The sequence below is a fragment of the Spirillospora sp. NPDC000708 genome, from assembly GCF_040299565.1.
Taxonomy (GTDB): Bacteria; Actinomycetota; Actinomycetes; order Streptosporangiales; family Streptosporangiaceae; genus Spirillospora.
This window is the reverse complement of sequence record NZ_JBEPCJ010000032.1, coordinates 71,437-92,676: the sequence shown is the minus strand read 5'-3', so window position 1 is coordinate 92,676 and position 21,240 is coordinate 71,437. Positions and strand designations below refer to the sequence as shown.

At 74.5% G+C, this 21,240-nt stretch carries 14 protein-coding genes; 5 read left to right on the top strand and 9 right to left on the bottom strand.

What is annotated here, in order from left to right:
- Positions 1-61: 61 nt before the first annotated feature.
- On the bottom strand, positions 62-574 hold the full coding sequence (locus ABT299_RS23260) for a GNAT family N-acetyltransferase (protein WP_500251966.1): 513 nt from the start codon (positions 572-574) through the stop codon (positions 62-64).
- A gap of 177 nt (positions 575-751) precedes the next feature.
- Here ABT299_RS23260 and ABT299_RS23255 point away from each other — a divergent pair, with 177 nt between their 5' ends.
- Positions 752-1,234 (top strand): GNAT family N-acetyltransferase, encoded by a 483-nt coding sequence (locus tag ABT299_RS23255; protein WP_190866166.1) that lies wholly within the window; start codon positions 752-754, stop codon positions 1,232-1,234.
- Between the two features lie 4 nt (positions 1,235-1,238).
- On the opposite strand, the gene ABT299_RS23250 is transcribed toward ABT299_RS23255, so the two are convergent.
- The 3 genes from ABT299_RS23250 to ABT299_RS23240 all read right to left on the bottom strand — a co-directional run bounded on the left by ABT299_RS23250 (position 1,239) and on the right by ABT299_RS23240 (position 5,538).
- A complete protein-coding gene (locus tag ABT299_RS23250; RefSeq protein ID WP_500251965.1) occupies positions 1,239-2,012 on the bottom strand; it encodes an alpha/beta fold hydrolase in 774 nt (257 codons plus the stop codon).
- 151 nt (positions 2,013-2,163) lie between these two features.
- Positions 2,164-4,281: an excinuclease ABC subunit UvrB gene (uvrB, locus tag ABT299_RS23245; RefSeq protein ID WP_190866172.1), complete on the bottom strand. Its 2,118-nt coding sequence runs from the start codon at positions 4,279-4,281 to the stop codon at positions 2,164-2,166.
- A gap of 105 nt (positions 4,282-4,386) precedes the next feature.
- Positions 4,387-5,538 carry a sensor histidine kinase gene (locus tag ABT299_RS23240; RefSeq protein ID WP_190866174.1) on the bottom strand — a complete coding sequence of 384 codons (1,152 nt, stop codon included), beginning with the start codon at positions 5,536-5,538 and terminating at the stop codon, positions 4,387-4,389.
- Between the two features lie 203 nt (positions 5,539-5,741).
- On the opposite strand from ABT299_RS23240, the gene ABT299_RS23235 reads away from it, so the two are divergent.
- Genes ABT299_RS23235 through ABT299_RS23225 form a run of 3 tightly spaced genes read left to right on the top strand, consistent with a single transcriptional unit; the run spans position 5,742 to position 8,469 of the window.
- Entirely contained in the window at positions 5,742-6,767 is a 1,026-nt protein-coding gene (locus ABT299_RS23235; protein WP_241756354.1) for a hypothetical protein, read from the top strand.
- Positions 6,768-6,810: 43 nt separating this feature from the next.
- The gene (locus tag ABT299_RS23230; RefSeq protein ID WP_387030036.1) at positions 6,811-7,575 is read left to right on the top strand and encodes a hypothetical protein; all 765 of its coding nucleotides are present in this window, start codon (positions 6,811-6,813) and stop codon (positions 7,573-7,575) included.
- 30 nt (positions 7,576-7,605) lie between these two features.
- On the top strand, positions 7,606-8,469 hold the full coding sequence (locus ABT299_RS23225; RefSeq protein WP_190866178.1) for an inositol monophosphatase family protein: 864 nt from the start codon (positions 7,606-7,608) through the stop codon (positions 8,467-8,469).
- Positions 8,470-8,536: 67 nt separating this feature from the next.
- Here ABT299_RS23225 and ABT299_RS23220 read toward each other — a convergent pair whose 3' ends face one another.
- Positions 8,537-9,760 carry an ArsB/NhaD family transporter gene (locus ABT299_RS23220; RefSeq protein ID WP_347257047.1) on the bottom strand — a complete coding sequence of 408 codons (1,224 nt, stop codon included), beginning with the start codon at positions 9,758-9,760 and terminating at the stop codon, positions 8,537-8,539.
- Between the two features lie 91 nt (positions 9,761-9,851).
- Here ABT299_RS23220 and ABT299_RS23215 point away from each other — a divergent pair, with 91 nt between their 5' ends.
- Positions 9,852-15,785, top strand: coding sequence for a WD40 domain-containing protein (locus tag ABT299_RS23215; RefSeq protein ID WP_500251964.1), 5,934 nt, complete (start codon positions 9,852-9,854; stop codon positions 15,783-15,785).
- A gap of 223 nt (positions 15,786-16,008) precedes the next feature.
- On the opposite strand, the gene coaE is transcribed toward ABT299_RS23215, so the two are convergent.
- The 4 genes from coaE to rpsA all read right to left on the bottom strand — a co-directional run bounded on the left by coaE (position 16,009) and on the right by rpsA (position 21,069).
- Positions 16,009-16,629, bottom strand: a complete 621-nt coding sequence (gene coaE, locus ABT299_RS23210) for a dephospho-CoA kinase (RefSeq protein WP_190862414.1) — start codon at positions 16,627-16,629, stop codon at positions 16,009-16,011.
- 35 nt (positions 16,630-16,664) lie between these two features.
- Positions 16,665-17,180, bottom strand: coding sequence for a GNAT family N-acetyltransferase (locus ABT299_RS23205; RefSeq protein WP_190862412.1), 516 nt, complete (start codon positions 17,178-17,180; stop codon positions 16,665-16,667).
- A gap of 7 nt (positions 17,181-17,187) precedes the next feature.
- Positions 17,188-19,140: an endonuclease/exonuclease/phosphatase family protein gene (locus tag ABT299_RS23200; RefSeq protein ID WP_500251963.1), complete on the bottom strand. Its 1,953-nt coding sequence runs from the start codon at positions 19,138-19,140 to the stop codon at positions 17,188-17,190.
- Between the two features lie 450 nt (positions 19,141-19,590).
- Positions 19,591-21,069, bottom strand: a complete 1,479-nt coding sequence (gene rpsA / locus ABT299_RS23195; RefSeq protein ID WP_151597584.1) for a 30S ribosomal protein S1 — start codon at positions 21,067-21,069, stop codon at positions 19,591-19,593.
- Between the last annotated feature and the right edge of the window lie 171 nt (positions 21,070-21,240).

The following is a 21,240-nucleotide window of genomic DNA, read 5'->3' as shown; positions in this document are numbered from 1 at the left end:
TAATGGGACGCGGGCGGGGCGTCGCGCGTTCCCGGAGAACCACCATACGTGCGGCCGCGCCTCATCCGGTGCCGGGCGCGGGCAGCGGGAGCCACATCACGACGCGCGGCACGAGGTCGTGCAGGCCGGCCGCGATCTCCGCGTCCCAGTAGGCGCGGATGCCCGGTCCCCAGCGCTCCTCGGGGAGTTCGGCGAAGCCGTGCCGGGCGTACCAGGGGCCGTTCCACGGGACGTCTCGGAACGTCAGGAGGCTCACTCCCGGGGAGCCCCGCCGGGCCGCGCCGTCCACCACCGCGCGCAACAGGCGGGTGCCGATCCCCCGGCCGGCGAGGTCCGCGTGGACGGAGATCTGCTCCAGATGCGTCGCGCCGTCCACCTCCTCGACGGTCGCGAACCCGACCGGCGGGTCCCCGGCCACGAGGAACTCGGCGCCCTTCGCGATCATCTGCTCGGCGATGGTCGGCCCGGGCGGGAACACGATCCCGAGCGGCCGGAACAGGCGGTCGCCGGAGTCCTCGATGGACGGCAGCCCGGCCAGGTCCCCGGGCCGGGCGGGTCGGACGTCGTACTCCATCCCGCGAGCCTAGGACGCCGCGCGGGCGCACGGCCTCCCCTTTTTCACCGGACACGCGTCGCCCCCGAAACGCGTCCCCCCGAAACGCGTCGCCGCCGGCAACGCGTCGCCTTCGGAAACGCGTCGCCGCCGGAAACGGGTTGCCGGCGGCTCGAGGCGGATGCGACCGTGTCCGCCATGGCGACGGTGCGGCTGCTGGAGGTCGGGGACTGGGCCCTGTACCGGTCGGTCCGGCTGGCGTCCCTGGCCGAGTCACCTGACGCCTTCTGGTCGTCGCTCGCCCGCGAGGAGGCGTTCGCGCCGAGCGTGTGGCAGGACCGGCTCGCCGCCCGCAACACCTTCCTCGCCGAGAACGGCGACGGCCCGGCCGGCCTGGCCGCCGTCGTTCCCGACGAGGGCGCGGCGGCCGAGCTCGTCGGCATGTGGGTGGCGCCGTCCGCGCGCGGCCAGGGCGTCGGCGACCTCCTGGTCCGCGCCGCCCTGGACTGGACCGCCGAACGGGGCTTCGCCGAGCTGAGGCTCTGGGTCTTCGAGGGGAACCATCGCGCGGAGCGCCTCTACGCCCGGCACGGCTTCGCCAGGACGGGCCCCGCGAAGCCCGGCCGCCCCGGCAAGGACGAGCTTCAGTTCGAGATGGCCCGCGCCGCGCCCGCGCGGTAGCGCCTCACGCCGCCGCGTACCGCCGCAGGAACGGCCGGACCACCGGCAGTGCGAGGTCGAGGCGCAGGAACGCGTCCATATGGGAGCAGCCCGGAAGCTCCACCAGCGAGGCGTCCGGCACGGCCTCGGCGGTGCGGCGGATCCCCGGCAACCGGCGGTCGCGGTCCCCGGTGAGCAGCAGCACCGGCACGCCCGCCGCCGCCACGGCGCCGTCGACGCCGGGCCTTGCGGAGGCCCCGAGGGTCTGCGCGGCCAGCACCTCCGGGTCGACCGCGAGCATCGCGTCGCGCATCCAGCCGGGCAGGAAGCCCTGCCTCTCCGCCGCCTCGACGAACGGCGCGGCGCCCTTCTCGCGGCACAGCGCGGCCTCCTGCTCGACCTCCGCACGGGCGAACCCGACCTCGCCGCCGTGGGCGCCTCCGGCGATCAGGCAGGTGAGCCGTTCCGGGCGGCGGGCCAGCAGGTGGAGTCCGACGATGCCGCCCATCGAGGCGCCCCAGAAGGCCGACCGGCCGATGCCCTCGGCGTCCAGCACGGCGGCGACGTCGTCCGCCTGCCGCTCGACGCGGTAGGCGTCCGGGTCGAGCGGCGCGTCGCTCTCGCCGTAGCCGATCGCGTCGATGAGGACGAGCCGGTACTCCCCCGCCAGCGCGTCGACGTGGCCGCCGGAGCGCCAGACGCCGCGGTGGCCGAAGGATCCGTGCAGGAGCACCAGGGGCGGGCCGCTTCCCACGGTCTCCCAGGCGATGCGGCGTCCCTCGGGTCCGGTTCTGCGCATGCCCCGATCGTCCGCGCGGCCGCCGGTGATCGCCAGCCGTTTTCCCGCGGCGCGCGGCCCGCGCGGGCCACCTGAGACTGGCCGCGGCCCACCGGACGCCGGCCGCGAGCCACTGGGCCTCGGCCGCGGGCCACCCGGCACCGGGCGCGGGCTACCGGACGCCGGCCTCCTTCATCTCGCGGAGCTCGCGCTTGAGCTCCTTGATCTCGTCGCGGAGCCGGGCGGCGAGCTCGAACTGCAGGTCGGCGGCCGCCTGGTGCATCTGCTCGGTCATCTGCTCGATGAGGCCCTCCAGCTCCTCGCGGGGCCGGTCGCCGACCAGGTCGGCGGCGTGCCGGCCCACCTCCTTCGTGCGGGACGCGAGGCCGGGGACGGGCGCCTTGCCGCGGCTCTGCTGGCGGCCGGCGCCGCCGATGAGCGTCTCGGTGTCGGCGTCCTCGCGGGCGAGGGAGTCGAGGATGTCGGCGATCCGCTTGCGCAGCGCCGTCGGCTCGATGCCGTGCTCCTCGTTGTAGGCCTGCTGCTTGGCGCGGCGCCGGTTCGTCTCGTCGATCGCGCGCTCCATCGACGGGGTGACGGTGTCGGCGTACATGTGGACCTGGCCGGAGACGTTGCGGGCGGCGCGGCCGATCGTCTGGATGAGGGAGGTCTCCGAGCGCAGGAAGCCCTCCTTGTCGGCGTCCAGGATCGACACCAGCGACACCTCGGGCAGGTCGAGGCCCTCGCGCAGCAGGTTGATGCCGACCAGCACGTCGAACTCGCCGGCGCGCAGCTCGCGCAGCAGCTCGATGCGGCGCAGCGTGTCGACCTCGCTGTGCAGGTAGCGGACCTGGACGCCGAGTTCGAGGAGGTAGTCGGTGAGGTCCTCGGCCATCTTCTTGGTGAGGGTGGTGACGAGGACCCGCTCGTCGCGCTCGGTGCGCAGCCGGATCTCGTGGACGAGGTCGTCGATCTGCCCCTTGGTCGGCTTCACGACGATCTCCGGGTCGATCAGGCCGGTGGGGCGGATGACCTGCTCGACGACGTCGCCCTTGACCCGGTTCATCTCGTAGGGGCCGGGCGTCGCCGACAGGTAGACGGTCTGGCCGATGCGGTCGAGGAACTCCTCCCACTTCAGCGGCCGGTTGTCCATCGCGGACGGGAGCCGGAACCCGTGCTCGACCAGCATCCGCTTGCGGGACGCGTCGCCCTCGTACATCGCGCCGATCTGCGGGACGGTCTGGTGCGACTCGTCGATGACGAGGAGGAAGTCCTCGGGGAAGTAGTCGAGGAGGGTGTTGGGGGCGGTGCCGGGGCCGCGGCCGTCGATGTGCCGGGAGTAGTTCTCGATGCCGGAGCAGGTGCCGACCTGGCGCATCATCTCGATGTCGTAGGTGGTGCGCATGCGCAGCCGCTGCGCCTCCAGCATCTTGCCCTGCCGCTCCATGTCGGCGAGGGTCACCTCGAGCTCGGCCTCGATGTCGCGGATGGCGCGCTCCATGCGCTCCGGGCCGGCGACGTAGTGCGAGGCGGGGAAGACGTACAGCTCCTCGTCCTCGGTGATGACCTCGCCGGTGAGCGGGTGCAGGGTGGCGAGCTTCTCGATCTCGTCGCCGAACATCTCGATCCGGACGGCGAGCTCCTCGTACTGCGGGATGATCTCGATGGTGTCGCCGCGGACCCGGAACGTGCCGCGGGTGAACGCGAGGTCGTTGCGGCTGTACTGCATGCCGACGAGCTGGCGGAGCAGGTCGTCGCGGTCGATCTCCTGGCCGACGCGCAGCCGGACCATCCGGTCGACGTACTCCTGCGGGGTGCCGAGGCCGTAGATGCACGACACCGACGCGACGACGATGGTGTCGCGGCGGGTGAGCAGCGAGTTGGTCGCCGAGTGCCGCAGCCGGTCGACCTCGTCGTTGATCGAGGAGTCCTTCTCGATGTAGGTGTCGGTCTGCGGGATGTACGCCTCGGGCTGGTAGTAGTCGTAGTACGAGACGAAGTACTCGACGGCGTTGCCGGGCATCATCTCGCGCAGCTCGTTGGCGAACTGCGCGGCCAGCGTCTTGTTCGGCTGCATGACCAGGACGGGCCGCTGGAGCTTCTCGACCAGCCACGCGATGGTGGCGGTCTTGCCGGTGCCGGTGGCGCCGAGCAGCACCGAGTCCTTGTCGCCGCGCTCGACGCGCTCGGTCAGCCCGGCGATCGCCTGCGGCTGGTCGCCCGACGGCGTCATCTCGGTGACGACCTCGAACGGCGCCACGCGGCGCCGCAGGTCCGTGATCGGCCGCATGATCGCCCTCCCCCTGGTCTTTTCTTCGCTTGCCGCCCACTCTATGCAGCAGGTACGACAATCGCGGACCCCACGATATTTCCGCAGGTCAGCCCCGTGAAACGATCAGGAGGCGGGCAGCGGGAGGCGGGCCTTGACGGCGTAGCCGCCGCCGCGCGGCCCGGCCTCGAAGCTGCCGCCGAGGGCGGTGACCCGCTCCCGCAGGCCGACCAGGCCGTGCCCGCCGCTCGGCAGGTCGTGCGCGGGCGGCGCGGTGGGCGGGTCGTTGGCGATCTCCACCTCGATCGCCTCGGGGAGCAGGCCGAGCTCGACGCGGGTGTCGGCGGCGCCGGCGTGCTTGTGCACGTTGGTCAGGGCCTCCTGGACGAGCCGGTAGAGCGTCCGTCCCACCGCGCTGGGCATGGGGCGTTCCGCGCCGCGGACGGACAGGGCGACCCGCAGGCCCGCCGCGCCGGACTGGCCGATCAGCTCCCGCACGTGCTCCAGGGTGACCGCCTCCTGCGGGAGGGCCTCCTCGCCCTGCCGCAGGACGCCGATCACGTGCCGCAGCTCCTCCAGGGCCTGCCGGCCCATGTCGCCGATGACGGCGGCGGTCTCGGCGGCCCGCCCGGGGTCGCGGGCGGCGACGGCCTTGAGGGCGCCGGCGTGGACGACCATGACGCTGATCCGGTTGGCGACCACGTCGTGCATCTCGCGGGCGATGCGGGTGCGCTCCTCGCCCCGCGCGCGCTCCGCCAGGAGGTGCTGCTCGCGTTCCAGGCGTGCCGTGCGTTCCTGCAGCGAGGCCAGGAGCTGCTTGCGCGCGCCCATGTAGAGCCCCAGCAGGACGGGGACACCGGTGAACGTGATGCCGAAGATCGCCTGCGCGAGGAAGCTGTCGTTGCTCGACGTGGGCGGAGGGAAGGCGAGGCCGACGGCGTAGTTCAGGGCCGCGACCCCGAGGACGATCCGGCGGGACGCCGCGTAGGCCGCCAGCGAGTAGAGGATCACCAGGACGACGAACGCGCCGCCCCCGGTGACGGCGCTGAACACCATCGCGAAGACGGCCAGCGCGACGGGGTGCCTGCGCCGCACGACGATGCAGAGGCCGAGGACGACGCTGCACGCCGACGTGACGGTGTGCGGCAGCCAGAAATGCTGGGGGGAGAACCAGAGGAAGAGGCCGTCCAGAACCGCGAAGGACACGGCCAGGGTGACGTCCAGCGCGCGTGAACGCCGCGTCGGCCACGCCGCCGACCACCAGCCCCGCAGGTGCATGCGACGAGCCTATAGGCAGGCCAGGGGACCCGAACCGGCTCCGCAGGGCGGAGCCGGTTCGACCGGTCTTCGCCCAGGTGGCGGCGCAGGCGGGGGTCCCGGTGACGGGGGTGTGGCCCGGCGGTGCCCGCGACGCCCCGCCCGCAGGGCTTTCCCGCCGTCCCCGTGCTGTGGTTACGATGACGGCGCCGACTAGGACGGGGATGTCGCACACCATGACCCGCTTCGCCAACTGGCTCGGGAAGAACGCCGACGCCTTCATCGCGCTGCTGCTGGCGATCACCGTCGCGGTGCTCGGGCTCGGGGTGAACCTGCCGCACGAGGCGGAGATCACCAACAGCGCCATCCTGGCGGTGATCGCGCTGCTGGCCACCTCGGTGCTGCGCGACCGGGGCCGCCGCATCCCGGTGGAGGCCGAGGTCCGCGACACGCTGCGCGCGTCCGCGTCCACGCTCGACGAGCTGAGCGGCCGGCTGGCGCACATCGAGGAGTTCGAGAGCGTGCTGGCGGGCACCAAGCGGGCGCTGGACGAGACGGCGGTCGTGCGGGTGATCGGCGGCGGGCAGGTCGCGCAGGTGCTGGAGGAGGCGCGCCGCGACACCGACCGGTGGTTCTTCAAGGGCGGCACCGGGACCTACATCCGCGCCAAGACGCTGCCCGAGTGCGTGGCGGCCGCCCGCAGGGACCGGCGCACGCTGCTGTTCCGGCTGGAGATCCTCGATCCCACGAACGTGGAGGTGTGCGAGGCGTACGCGCGGCACCGGCGCTCGGTGTCGGACTCGCCGGACGCGACGGGCGAGAAGTGGACGCTGGAGCGCACCCGCAAGGAGGCGTACGCGACGCTCCTGGCGGCGTGCTGGCACAAACAGCGCTTCGGGATGCTCGACATCGACATCGGCCTGGCGCGAACGATGACGACGCTGCGCTACGACCTGGCGTCGTCGCGGCTGGTGGTGACCCGCGACGACCCGCGCGGCGAGGCGCTGGTGGTCGACAACGACAAGTTCTACTACAGCTGGGTGAGCGCCGAGCTGCAGACGAGCCTGGACCAGGCGCGCCGGGTGCCGGTGGAGCAGGCGCGGCTGGCGCCGCTGGACGACGAGCCGACCGTCGAGGAGGTCCGCAAGCTCTTCGAGGTGATCGGGATCGAGCTGGCGCACTCCTACACCGACCGGGACGTCATCGAGATCATCCGGAAGGCGCTGCGCGCGAAGGACCCGTACGAATGACCGGGCCGCGTCCCCGGCCGCGGGGAGGACGTGGCGGGCCGGGATGAGGTACGAGGAGATCCGCGGGGAGATCCGCGCCGGCCGGGCCGCGCGGACGCTGCCGGCGTGGGCGGAGCGGGTCCTGGAGGACGTCGTCGCGGGCCGCTCGCCGGTCGCGGCGGTGCGCCACCCCCTGGGCTTCCTGTGCCTGCCGGTGGAGCGCAGCGGCGATCTCGGCGTGTGCCTGCACATCTGGACGCCGGAGGTGCGGCCCGCCCCGTCGACGACGTCGCCGGTGCACTGCCACAGCTGGGACCTGCTCAGCTTCGTCCTGTACGGGACGGTGCGGAACGTCCGGATGGACGTCCTCGACGAGCCGGGCGCGGCTCCGGGCGGCGCCGCGGCGGCGGAGAGCGCCGGGCAGGTGTTCGAGGTGGTGAGCAGCGGCGACGTGGACGAGCTGCGGGCGACGGGCCGCGCCGTCCGCTACCGTCCGGGCCCTTCGACGACGCACCGCACCGGGGAGTCGTACACGCTGCCCGCGGGGGTGTTCCACAGCACGCTGATCGAGGACGGCCTGGACGCGGCGACGGTGGCGCTGGGGCGGCAGACGCCCGGCGGCGGGGACCTGTCGCTCGGTCCGCTGGACGTCCCGACGCACCGGGTGCGGCGCTCCCGGTCCGATCCCGGCGACACGGTGCGGGCGCTGCGGCGCTCGGCGCACCGGATCGCGACCGCGCATCCCGGTCCCGCCGGGGTCGCGCCCCTGCCCGACGAACCGCCGTCCTCCGGCCCGTACGGGCGCCGGCACCGCTCGGCCCGCCGGTAGGCGGGCCCGTCAACGACTGGAGAGGCCCCGATGAGAACCGGCACCCCGTCACCGGCCCTCCCGGTCGATCTCTCGGAGGCCCGCCGGGTGGCGGTCGAGGCGGCGGAGGCGGCGGGGACGCTGCTGCGGTCGCGGGTGGACGGGCCGGTGGAGGCCCGCCCGAAGGGCACGGCCGGGGACGTGGTGACGGAGCTGGACACGGCCGCCGAGTCGCTGATCCTGGAGCGGCTGCGCGCGTCGTATCCGGGGCACCGGATCATCGCGGAGGAGTCCGGGATCCTGGACGGCGCGCCGGGCGAGGAGATGGTGTGGCTCGTCGATCCGCTGGACGGCACCAACAACGTCGCCATCGGGATGCCGGTGTACGCGGTCGGCCTGGCGCTGTGTGCGCGCGCGGAGCCGGTGTTGGGCGTCGTCCATGACCCGGTGACGGGGCGGACCTGGTCCGCGCTGAACGGCGGGGGCGCGCAGGGCCCCGACGGGGCGCCGCTCACGCTGCCGGAGCGCCCGCGTCCGGGGCGGGAGCGCAATCCGGTGCTGGCGTGGACGCAGGGCCACCAGGTGGGGCCGGGCGACGCCGAGGCGTTCGGGCTGCGCTCGCGGGTGGAGGCCGGGTGCGCGCGGATGCTGCAGCTGTGGGCGCCGCTGGTGGGGTGGGCGATGCTGGCGCGCGGCGACATCGACGGGTTCGTCGGCTACCTGCCGGAGATCGTGGACCTTCCGGCGGGGGCGCTGCTGGCGGCGGAGGCGGGCGCGGAGCTGCGCCGCCTGGACGGGGCGCCGTACGAGCTGGGCATCGACCGGCCGCCGTCGGAGCTGAGCTTCGTCGCGGCGCGTCCGGAGCTGCTCGACCGCCTGCTGGAGACGGCCGCCTGGAGCGTCCCCTCCCCTTGAGCAGCCCCTCCCCTTGAGCAGCCCCTCCCCCTGAGCCTGCCCTCCCCCTGAACCTCACTGGGGCGCGTCAGCGGGTGAGCAGCAGCGTCCCGACGGCGGCGGCGCAGCCCAGGACCGCGAGGGCCGCTCCGGTCAGGACGAACTTGCGCATCGGGACCCGGACGTCCCAGCGGCGGCACCACTCGAACCACAGGAGCGTGGCGAGCGACCCCCACGGGGTGATGACGGGCCCCACGTTCGTGCCGGCGAGCAGCGAGAGCAGCTGGTCCTTGTTGGCCGCGGGCACGGCGGACTCGCCCGCGACGTAGGCGGGCAGGTTGTTCAGGACGTTCGACAGCCCCGCCCCCGAGAAGGCGGCGCGGAACGCTCCCGAGGCGCCGTCGTCGGTGCCGACGAGCGCGCGCATCGCGTCGTCGAGGCCGTAGCGCTCCAGCGTGGGGACGACCAGGAACAGCCCGGTGACGAACACCATCAGCTGCCACGGGATCAGCGCCGGGCGCAGCGCCGAGCGGTCCCGCACGGCGAACGCCGCGACGGCCACCGCGGCGGCCACCGTGGTCGCTATGCCGAGCTGGATCCCGGTGTGGACGCCCGCCAGGATCGCGCCGATGAACAGCAGGCACGCGACGCCGGTCGCGGAGAACAGCACCCGGTCGCGCACGGGGACGGGTTCCGGCGGGTCGTAGGCGTCCTCTCCGCGCATGCGGCGCCGCCAGTAGAACACCCACAGCAGCGCCATGGTGACGGCCAGGACCGCCGCCTGCGGCAGCCACATCCGCGCGGCGAACGCGGGGGTCTCCAGGGCCACGCGGTCGGAGGCGAGCAGGTTCGTCAGGTTGGAGACCGGCAGCAGCAGGCTGGCGGTGTTGGCGAGCCACACGGTCGTCATGGCGAGCGGCAGAGCCGCGATCCGCGCGCGCGCCGCGAGCGCCAGCATGACGGGCGTGAGCAGTACCGCCGTCGTGTCGAGGTTGAGGAAGATGGTGTTGACCGACGCGAACGCCACGCACAGCAGGAACAGGGCGGCATAGCGGCCGCGCCCGGCGCGCGCCACCCGCTGGGCGATGGCGTCGAAGACGCCGGCCTCCTTGGTCAGCTCCGCGAGCACGATGATCGCGAACAGGAACAGCAGCAGCGGCGCGATGCGCCCGACGCTGGAGCGCGCGGTCTCGGCGGGCAGCGCACCGGTCGCGACGAAGACGAGGCCGAGCGCGAGGACGCCGATGCGGATCCAGTCGAGAACGCCCAGCGAGCGGGCCGCGCGGCGGACGGTCTCGATCGGGGGCGACACGCGCGCCATGATCCCATAACCCGGCCGGTGCGCCGGCGGCTCACCGGGCCGATGCGCTCGAGATCGCCTTCCCAGGCGCGATACTGGCGGCATGACTCCCCCCGGCGGCCGTCCACGGCAGGAGCGTCCCACCGACTTCTTCATCAGCTACTCCCCCGCGGACGAGCGGTGGGCGTCCTGGATCGCCTGGCAGCTGGAGGCGGCCGGGCACCGGACGATGATGCAGGCGTGGGACTTCGTGCCCGGCACGAACTTCATCGACTTCATGGACCGGGGGCTGTCGGAGGCCAAGGCCGTGGTGGCGGTCCTGTCGCGCAACTACCTGCGCTCGCGGTACGGCCGGCTGGAATGGATGGCGGCGCTGCGGGCCGACCCGGACGACCCGGCCCGCAAGCTCGTCACCGTCCGGATCGAGGACTGCCCCATCGACGGGCTGCTGTCGACGATCACCTACGTGGACCTGGTCGGCGTCGACGACCCCGACGAGGCGCGCGGGCTGCTGATGCGGCGCATCCAGGAGGCGCTGGTCGGCCACGCGCGCCCCTCGGACGGCCCGGGCTTCCCGGGGGGCGGGCGGGGGGCCGCGGGCGGCCCCGCGGCGATCGTGGGCCGCCTGGAGGGCGACGGTCCCGCCGGGGACGGGCTCGCCGGGGACAGGCTCGCCGGGCCGGGGCGCCCGGAGCCGGTCGGCGAGCGCCCGGCGCGCCGCGCGCCGGTGGCGGCGCCGGCGTTCCCCTCCGCGCGCGGCGGTGAGGAGCGCCGCGAGCGGCTGAGCGTGCTGCACGTGTCGGGCCCGCGGTTCGGCCGGACCCTCGCCGAGCCGGGCGAGCCGACGACGGCGGCGGAGCTGCAGGACCGCATCTGGAGCGACGTGACCCGGCTCGCCGACGCCGGCGTCCCCCGCCCGGACCTGCTGGTCGTCACCGGCAACCTCACCCACTCCGGCAGCCGCAAGGAGTTCGCCGAGGCGCTGTCGTTCCTGACGAGCCTGCGCGCCCTGCTCGGCCTGGAGGCGCAGCGCGTCGCGGTGGTGCCGGGCACGCACGACGTGACCCGCGCGGCCTGCCAGGCGTACTTCTCCAGCTGCGAGGCCGACGACATCGAGCCGCAGCCGCCCTACTGGCCGAAGTGGCGGCACTTCGCGAACCTGTTCAAGGAGTTCTACCAGGGCCTCGACGCGCTGATCTTCGACAGCGCGCAGCCCTGGACGCTGTTCCCCGTCCCCGACCTGAAGGTCGTCGTGGCGGGGCTCAACTCGACGCTCCCGCAGTCGCACCGCGAGGAGGACCGGTACGGGCGGGTGGGGCAGGCGCAGGCGGCCTGGTTCAACGAGCGGCTCCGCCACTTCGAGGACGAGGGATGGCTGCGGCTCGGCGCGGTGGAGCACACGCCCATCGCCGGGGAGCCGGGGGCGCTGCGCGACCCCGAGACGGTGGAGACGCTGCTGAGCGGCCACGTCAACCTGTTCTTCCAGGGCACCGAGTCCGATTTCGGCGCCGTGCCGCTGCTCGGCTCCGGCGTCCCGTCCGTCCCGGCGCTCGGCCCCGGCCGGCACCAGACCGTCGTGCTGCGCCCGGACGGCCTGGAGCGGTGGATCCCCGAGGACGCCGCCAGGCGCGGCCCCGAGCGCCTCGCCGTCGCCTGGTCGAAGACCGCGGGAACGTTCCCGCCCCGGGCGGAGGCGGCGGGACCGGCCGGCCCCCTCCCCGGGCTCGGCGCCGGCGAGGTCCCGGACCGCCCCGCCGACCCGGCGCCCGACCCCACGGCCCGGCTGCTGGACCGGCTCACCGAGGCGTGCGAGACCCGGTTCGAGCGCGCGACGATCCGGCGCGTCGTCCCGCCGCCCCGCGAGGACGGCCGCGCCGACCCGCCGCACCTGCTGCTCACCCACCTGGAGGACGGGTTCGTCCGGCAGTACCGGATCGGCGCGCACGTCGGGCAGGTGACCGCGGAGGACGTGGACGCGTTCGTCCGGCACGTGCACGCCGACGGCGCCGACCACGGGTCGGAGCTGGTCTACCTCGGTCCGGCGCCGCCGCGGTCGCTGCGCGAGGACGCGCTGCGCCGCGGCATCCGGGTCCGCAGCCTCACCGAGTTCCAGGGGCTCCTCGACCTGTCGGAGTACGTGTCGGCGCAGACGGCGCGGCTGTCGGCGGGCGGGCTGTACCCGCCGTCGCTGTACGTCCCGCAGCGGTACCGGGAGCTGGACCGGTTCCGCCCGGACGCGCCGTCCGCCGAGACCTCCGGTGCGCCCGCCGCCGAGACCCCCGGCGGGGCGTCCGGCGGGGCGTCCGGAGCCGGCGTCGGCGTCGAGGAGGACGTCGTCGGGGAGATGCTGCGGCTGCTGGCCGCCGACCACGGCCGGTTCCTGCTGCTGCTGGGCGACTTCGGCCGCGGCAAGACGTTCGCGCTGCGCGAGCTGGCCCGCCGCATCCCCGAGGAGCTGCCGCACGTCGTCCCGATCCTCATCGAGCTGCGCGCCCTCGACAAGGCGCACTCGGTGGACGGTCTCGTCGCCGCGCACCTGGCGAACCACGGCGAGGAGCTGATCGACCTCAAGGCGTTCCACTACATGCTGCGGCAGGGCCGCATCGTGCTGCTGTTCGACGGGTTCGACGAGCTGGTCACCCGGGTGACCTACGACCAGGCCGCCGACCACCTCGACACCCTGCTCCAGGCCGCGCAGGACAAGGCGAAGATCGTCGTGGCGAGCCGCACCCAGCACTTCAAGTCGCAGGCGCAGGTGCTCACCGCCCTCGGCGAGAAGGTCGGGGTGCTGCCGCACCGGCGCGTCCTCGGGCTGGAGGAGTTCACGCCCCGGCAGGTCCGCTCGTACCTGGTCAACCGGTACGGCGACGAGGAGGCCGCCGACGCCCGCCTCGGCCTGCTGTCGGGCATCGAGGAACTGCTCGCGCTGACCTCCAACCCCCGCATGCTCAGCTTCATCGCCGACCTCCCCGAGGACCGGCTCCGCGCCGTCGCGCAGGCCCGCACCACGGTCAGCCCCGCCGACCTCTACCAGGAGATTTTGTCGTCGTGGCTGGCGTACGAGGCCGAGCGGGTCCGCGGCACCGGCGGGCCGTCCGGGCTCGCCGTCGACGACATGTGGGAGGCGGTCGGCACGCTCGCGCTGCGGCTGTGGGAGGGCAACGAGCAGTTCCTGCGCCTCGCCGAGCTCGCCGACGTCGCCGACACCCTCACCGGCCTCGCCGAGGGACGCCTGTCGCCGCACCAGGTGACGCACGCGGTCGGCGCCGGCAGCCTGCTCGTCCGCACCGACGAGGGCCTGTTCGGGTTCATCCACGGCTCGGTGGTGGAGTGGCTCGTCGCCCGGCACATCGCCGACGCGTTCGCCCGCGGCGCCGTCCCCGCCGCGCTGAGCCGCCGCGCGCTGTCCCAGCTCACCGTGGACTTCCTCTGCGACCTCGCCGACACCCGCGCCTGCCAGGACTGGGCCGCCGGCGTCCTCGCCGACCCCGGCGCCGACGACACCGCCCGCGCCAACGCCATCCGCGTCACCACCCGGCTGCGCACCCCCGCCCGCACCGACCTGCGCGGCGCCCGCCTGCAGGGCGAGGACCTGTCCTACCGCGACCTGCACGAGGTCGACCTGACCGGCGCCGACCTCACCGACGCGCAGCTCGTCGGCGCGAACCTGTCGCGCGCGGTGCTGCGGGACGCCTCGCTCGCCGGGGCGCGGCTCGACGAGGCGAAGCTGACCGGCGCGGACCTGCGCGGCGCCGACCTGTCCCGGGCCCGGCTCGCCCGCGCCGACCTGCGCGACGCCGCCATCGAGGGCAGCCGCTGGACGCGCGCCGCGCTCGTCGACGCCGCCCTGCCCGACCGGATCGCGACCGCGCCGGAGCTGCGCGAGGCCGCCATCGCGCCCGGCCGCCCCATCGACATCCAGGTCGCGCCCGCCGCCGTCGGCGTCCCCTACGGCTTCCACTTCCAGACCAGCCGGCTGCCGCAGCCGCTCGCCTACAGCCCCGGCGGGTCCGTCCTCGCCGTCGGCAGCGAGGACGGCGGCGTCCTCGTCTGCGACGCCGTCACCGGAACCCCGCTGCGCACCCTCCAGGGCCACCGCGACCGCGCCTACGCGGTGGCGTTCGACCGCGACGGCGACCTCCTCGCCAGCGGCTCCGCGGACGGCACCGTCCGCATCTGGGACCTCGCGAGCGGACGCTGCCGGCACACCCTCACCGTCCACCCCGAAGGCGTGTGGCCCGTCGTCGTCGGCGGGCACGCGCCCGCCGGCGGGAGCCTGGTGGCGGCGGGCGCCGCCGACGGCACGATCCGGATCTGGGACGCCGCCACCGGCGAGCACCTCCACGACCTGTCCGGGCACACCGCGCCCGTCTACACCGCCGTGTTCGACCCCGCCGGCTCCCTCATGGTCACCGGCGACGCGGGCGGCACCCTGCGGGTCTGGGACCTCGCCACCGGCGCGCTGCGGCGCGAGCTGACCGGCCACCGCGGCGCCGTGTTCCGCGCCGTGTTCCACCCCGGCGGCTCGGTGCTGGCGGCCGGCGACGAGGCCGGCGTCGTCCGGCTCTGGGACATCCGCACCGGCGAGATCCGCCAGGAGCTGCTCGGCCACACCGGCCGCGTCTACGCCATCGCGTTCCACCCCGGCGGCGACCTGCTGGTCACCGGCGACACCGACGGGTCCGTCCGGCTCTGGGAGGACGGCCGGCCCCGCGCCGCCCTCACCGGCCACGGCGGCGGCATCTACCAGGCCGCCTTCAGCCCCGACGGCGGCCGCCTCGCCACCGCCGACAGCGCCGGGTCCGTCCGGCTGTGGGACCCCGCGACGGGCCGGCAGCGCCTGGAGCTCGCCGGGCACCGCGGCGCCGTCTGGCCGTTCGCGTTCCGCCCCGACGGCCACCAGCTCGCCACCAGCAGCAACGACGGCACCGCCCGGCTGTGGGACGCCGAGACCGGCCAGTGCCGGACGGTGCTGCGCGGCCACGGCCGCCGCGTCACCGGCGTCGCGTTCAGCCCGGACGGCGGGCTGCTGGCCTCCAGCGGCAACGACGGCCTCGTCCGGCTGTGGGAGCCGCGGACCGGCCGGATGGTCCGGGAGCTGCGCGGCGCCGCCGACAATCTCACCTCCGCCGCGTTCAACGGCCGCGACTCCCAGCTCGCGACCGCCACCAACGACGGCGGCGTCCACCTGTGGCAGGCCGGCACCGGCACGTTCGAGCGGGAGCTGAACGTCGAGACCGACCACGTGTGGGCGCAGGCGTTCGCGCCCGACGGCGACGTCCTCGCCACCGCCAACGACGACGACAGCGTCCGGCTCTGGTACTGGACGAGCGGCCGCGAGATCGTCAACCTCGCCGACCACCGCGGCCGGGTCCGCTCCATCTGCTTCCACCCCGGCGGCGACGCCGTCGCGACCGGCTGCGACGACGGCGTGGTCCGGCTGTGGGAGCCCCGCACCGGCGAACTCCTCCGGATGCTGCGCGGCCACGCCGACCGCGTCTACCAGGTCGCGTTCGCGCCGTCCGGCGACGTCCTCGCCAGCGCCAGCAACGACGGCACCGTCCGGCTGTGGGACCCGTCATCCGGCGAGGCGCTGCACGAGCTGCGCGGCCACGTCGGCCGCCTGTGGACGACCGCGTTCCACCCGTCCGGGGAGATGCTCGCCAGCGCCGGCGACGACCTCGTCGTCCGGCTCTGGGACCCCGCGACCGGCCGGCCGCTGCACACCCTCACCGGCCACACCCGGCGCGTCTGGTCGGCGGCGTTCAGCCCCGACGGGACGCAGCTCGCCACCGCCGGCGACGACGGCGCCGTCATCCTGTGGGACGTCTCCGACCGCGCCGCCCCGGTCCGCCGCGCGACCCTCCTCGGCCTCGCCGAGGGCTGGGCCGCGCTCGCGCCCGACGGCCGCTACAAGTGGGAGGGCAACGCCACCGCCGAGTTCTGGTACGCCGTCGGCATGTGCCGCTTCGAACCCGGCGAGCTCGACGACTACCTCCGCGAGGTCCGCCAGCTCCCCATGGACGCGGTGTTCTAGCAAGCTCGGCCCAAGAGCCTCGCCTGGGGCTCGGCTCTTGACCGTGCTTGTGCGAGCGCGAACTCGCTTCGCGAGCTTCCCGGTGGGGGCTCGCCTTCGGCATCGCCCCCACCGGTCAGATAGCGCGCTCGCGTGACGGCTCAGGTCTGGCTCGTGACGGGTCAGGGGTGCTCGTGACGGCTCAGGGCCGCTGGTGACGGGTCAGGGCCGCTCGTGTGACGGGTCAGGGCCGCTCGCTTGCGGGCTTGTCGGCGGCCTGGCGGGTGAGGGTCTCCCAGAGGGCGTCGACCTGGGACTTCAGGTCGTCCAGGGTGCCGGAGTTGTCGATCACGTGGGTGGCGACGGCGCGGCGCTGCTCGCGGGTGGCCTGGTTCGCCATGCGGGCGCGGGCGTCCTCCTCGGTCATGCCGCGCCGGGACGTCAGCCGGTCCAGCTGGGTCTCCTCGGGCGCGTCCACGACCACCACCGCGTCGTACATGCCGGCGAGGCCGTTCTCCGCCAGCAGCGGGACGTCGTAGACGACGATCGCGTCGGCGGGCGCGGCGTCCATGAGCTCCTGCATCCGCTCCCCGACCAGGGGGTGGACGATGGCGTTCAGCGCGGCGAGCCGGTCCGCGTCGGCGAACACGATCCTGCCGACGCGCTCCCGGTCGAGGGCGCCGGACGGCAGCAGCACCTCCTCGCCGAACTCGGCGACGACCGCGGCGAGACCCGGCGTGCCCGGCTCGACCACCTCGCGGGCGATCTTGTCGGCGTCGATGACCACCGCGCCGCGCTCGTCCAGCCGCGCGGACACCTCGCTCTTGCCCGACCCGATTCCGCCGGTGAGTCCCACTTTCAGCACGCGCCCACCCTAGCGCCGGCGGGCCCGGCCGCGGATCAGGGGGTTTCGGCGGGGACGAGGGTCTTGCGCATGTGCACGAGCGTCAGGTGCGCGGCGACCCGCTCGCGGTGCGTCTCGGCGTAGCCGAGCCGCCGGTACAGGCGCAGGTTGCCTTCGCTGAGGTGCCCGGTGAACAGCACGCACGCGTCGGCGCGGCCCGCGACGCGCTCCTCCAGCTCCCGCATCAGCCGCCCGCCGATCCCGCGGCCCTGCAGGTCCGGCGCGACGACGAGCCGCCCGACCAGGCAGGTGTGGTCGCTGAACTGGGCGCGGACGGCACCGGCCATCCGGCCGCCGAGCACCGCCTTCAGCACCACGGCGTCGCCCTCCAGCACCTTGCGGAGCTGCTCCAGCGACTCCACCAGCGGCGGGATGAACGGGTCGCCGTACAGCTGCGCCTCGGAGACGTAGGCGGCGCGCTGCAGCGTCAGCAGCTCGCCGGCGTCGGCGGGCACCGCCGCCTCGACCGTCGCCGTGCTCGCGTCCCCGCTCCCGGGCCCCGCGTCCCGCATGGTCGCCTCACTTCCCGATCCGGAGCGTCACCGCGACCGGATAGTGGCCGGACGCCCCCGAACGGGGAACGTCGTAGTCGGTGAACATCACCCCGTCGGAACCGAAGACGTAGTCGGTGCGGTCGCCGTCGACGGAGGTCGGGGACGCGTCGCCGCCGAGCGCGGCGTTCCGCAGGTCCGTCCCGTCGGTCATGCCGGCGACCTCGGGGCTTCCGGGCCCGGCGCCGAAGTCGCCGCCGATGACGGTCCGGGGCGCGCCGCCCCAGGCGCGCAGCAGCGCCGCCACCTCGCGGGACCGCTCGCCGCTCTGCCCGTCGCCGCCCTGCAGGCGGGTCGACCAGACGTCCATCGTGCTGCCGCCGACGGCCAGCCGCGCCCACACGTACCCGCGGATCTGCGACCAGTCGCCCTTCTGCATCCGGCCCGTGCCGGAGCTGCGGACGGGCAGCGAGGTCAGGATCGCGTTGCCGAACTGGCCGTCCGCCGCGGGCCCCCAGATCAGCTTCATGCCGAGCCGCCGCGACAGCCAGACGCCGAGGTCGGCGGTGCCCGACAGCAGCGACCCGCGGCTCGCCTCCTGCAGCAGGACGACCTGGGCGCGCTGCCCCTCGATGGTGCGGGCGACGCCCTCGGGGTCCAGCCGCCCCTTCTGGTTGATGGCGTCCTCGATGTTGTAGCTGAGCAGGCGGACCTGGCCGGGGACGGGCCCGGCCTTCGCCGTCCCGTCCGGCGCGGCCACCGTGAACACCACGGTGCCGAGCAGCAGGGCGAGCGCGGCGGCGCCGCCGGTCAGCGCGCGCAGCGGCGCGCGCGCGGGCAGCGGACCGCCCCGGGCCGCCGCGGCGGCCGCGAGCCCGCCGAGGGCGATGCCCGCGACGCCCGGCAGGACGTTGTTCGGGAACGGCAGCGGCGACAGCGCGCTGACCTGGTACGGGACGAGCAGGACGAGGATCAGGAAGCCGCCGAGGGCGGCGCCCACGTCGATCCGCCAGACCGGCCCGCCGGTCCCGGCGCGGCGCAGCGGCGCCCGGCACGCCACCGCCAGCAGCCACGCCGACAGCACCTGCCCGAGGACGACGATCGGCACGACCTCGATGCCGGTGACCGCGTACGTCCCGGCGACCGCGCCGGCGCCGACGCCGAGCACGGTGCCGCCGAGCACGCAGACCCCGCCGGGGACGGCGCGGACGGCGAGCCCGGACGCCAGGAACGCCAGCGCCAGGCCCTGCCCGACGACGATCGCGATGTGCGCGGCGGTCAGCGACTGCCAGCCGGACGAGGCGACGAACGCGGGGCTGGCCAGCACCAGCACCTGCAGCGCGAGGAACGGCCCGAACGCGGCGGCGCCCATCGCGTCCCGCCAGGACAGGCCCGGCGCCGTGACCGGCCCGGACGACAGCTCCCGGTACAGGGCGGCGGCGCCGAGCGCCACGAACGCCAGGCACGCCGCCCACGGCCCGATCCCGCTCCGCCACACCGGGTCCCAGGTGGCGAAGCACATCCGGACCGCGGTGTCGGCGGACAGGCCCGCGACGGTCGCGGTGGCGAACCCGACGCCGGACAGCCCGCGCGCCCCCTCGAACAGCGCCGCGACCGCGATCATGCCGATGGCGGTGCCGACGAACGCCAGCCAGGTCTGCGGGCCGATCGCCTGGGCGAGCAGCCGGACGGCGAACAGCCCGCCGACGCCGGCCAGCAGCAGCCCGCTCGGCCCGGCGGCGCGGCGCACCAGCGGCGCGGCGAACCCGGCGAGGTAGACCGCCAGCACGGCGATCGCGGCCACGCCCATGCCGGCGTCGTCGGCGAAGTGGTCGAGCTGGGGAAGCGAGAAGCGCAGGGTCTGCGCGAGCACCGCGACCGTGATCGCGATGAGCGTCAGCCGGGCGGGCCCCTGCGGGACGATGGACGGCCCCTGCGCCGCCGGGCCGCCGATCTTCGTGCCTACTTCTGTGCTGGCCAATTGAACGAGTGCTCCCGGGGGACGAGCGGACCTTCGGGGGTGGCGGCGGCGCGGCACTGCGCGGCCCCTGCGGACTCTACGGCCCCGGCGGGCGCTTCGCGGGCGAAACCCGCCGGGAGCGGAACCGATCACACCACCGGACGATCATACGGGCCCGCGCGGGGCCGGCGGGACGGGCGGGACGGGGTCCCGCCGCACGATCCCGCGGTCGGCGCGGTCGGCGCGGTCGGCGCGGTCGGCTCTGCGGAGGACGCCGCCGGGCTCGGTCGGCGGCGCCCGGTCCGCGGGACGGTGCCGCCGGGGCCGGGCGAGGACGTCCGGGCGCGGGCGAGGCCGCCGGGTCCGCGGGCGCAAAAGCGGCCACGGCCGGGGGCGATCCAGGGATCGCGCTCCGGCCGTGGTCGTGGCGGCCCGCCGGGCCGCCGCCGTCAGTGCGGGGTCAGTGACGGATCACTGGCCGCCGGACAGCTTCTCCCGCAGCGCGGCGAGGGCCTCGTCGGTGGCCAGCGCGCCACCGCCCGACTCGCTCTCCCCGCCGCCGGAGTAGGAGGTCTCGCCGCCGCCGGTCGCGGGGCCGGTCTCGGCCTCCGCCTCGGCCTTGCGGGCCTCCTCGATCTGCTTGCGGTGGGCGTCGAAGCGGGCGCGGGCCTCGGCGTACTGCCGCTCCCAGGTCTCGCGCTGCTCGTCGAAGCCCGGCAGCCACTCGCCCGTCTCGGCGTCGAAGCCCTCGGGGTACTTGTAGTTGCCCTGCTCGTCGTACTCCGCCGGCATGCCGTACAGGGTCGGGTCGAAGTCCTCTTCCTCGATCCCCGCGGCGCCCTCGTTGGCCTGCTTGAGCGACAGGCTGATCCGCCGCCGGTCGAGGTCGATGTCGATGATCTTCACGAAGATCTCGTCGCCGACCTGGACGACCTGCTCGGGGATCTCCACGTGGCGCTCGGCCAGCTCGGAGATGTGCACCAGGCCCTCGATGCCCTCCTCGACCCGGACGAACGCGCCGAACGGCACCAGCTTGGTGACGCGGCCCGGCACGACCTGGCCGATCTGGTGGGTGCGGGCGAACTGCTGCCACGGGTCTTCCTGGGTCGCCTTGAGCGACAGGGAGACGCGCTCGCGCTCCATGTCGACGTCCAGGACCTCGACCGTGACCTCCTGGCCGACCTCGACGACCTCGGAGGGGTGGTCGATGTGCTTCCAGGACAGCTCGGAGACGTGCACCAGGCCGTCGACGCCGCCGAGGTCGACGAACGCGCCGAAGTTGACGATCGAGGAGACGACGCCCTTGCGGACCTGGCCCTTCTGCAGGGTGTTGAGGAAGGTCTGGCGGACCTCGCTCTGCGTCTGCTCCAGCCAGGCGCGGCGGGACAGGACCACGTTGTTGCGGTTCTTGTCCAGCTCGATGATCTTCGCCTCGAGCTCGCGGCCGACGTACGGCTGCAGGTCGCGGACCCGGCGCATCTCGACCAGCGACGCGGGCAGGAAGCCCCGCAGGCCGATGTCGAGGATGAGACCGCCCTTGACGACCTCGATGACCGTGCCGGTGACGATGCCGTCCTCGTCCTTGATCTTCTCGATCGTGCCCCAGGCGCGCTCGTACTGGGCGCGCTTCTTGGACAGGATCAGCCGGCCTTCCTTGTCCTCCTTCTGGAGGACGAGGGCCTCGACGTGATCGCCGACGGCGACGACCTCGTTGGGGTCGACGTCGTGCTTGATGGACAGCTCGCGCGAGGGGATGACGCCCTCGGTCTTGTAGCCGATGTCGAGGAGGACCTCGTCACGATCGACCTTGACGACGGTGCCTTCGACGATGTCGCCGTCGTTGAAGTACTTGATGGTCTCATCGATCGCCGCGAGGAAGGCTTCCTCGGACCCGATGTCGTTGACCGCTACCTGCGGGGTGGTCGAGGTGGCCTCGGTGCTACTCGTCATGTGTCGGCTGGCTCCGGTACGGACATGGAAGTCGTTATGGGTTGTGCGCGGAGGGCCGTCCGCCCTGCCGAGAACCGGAAGGAACGCGGTGCTGACCGCGTCAGTGAACCGAACCGATGTCGCCGACCTGACCGAGCGCGAGCCTGCTCCGTCCGAAGCGCGCGCAGGCCC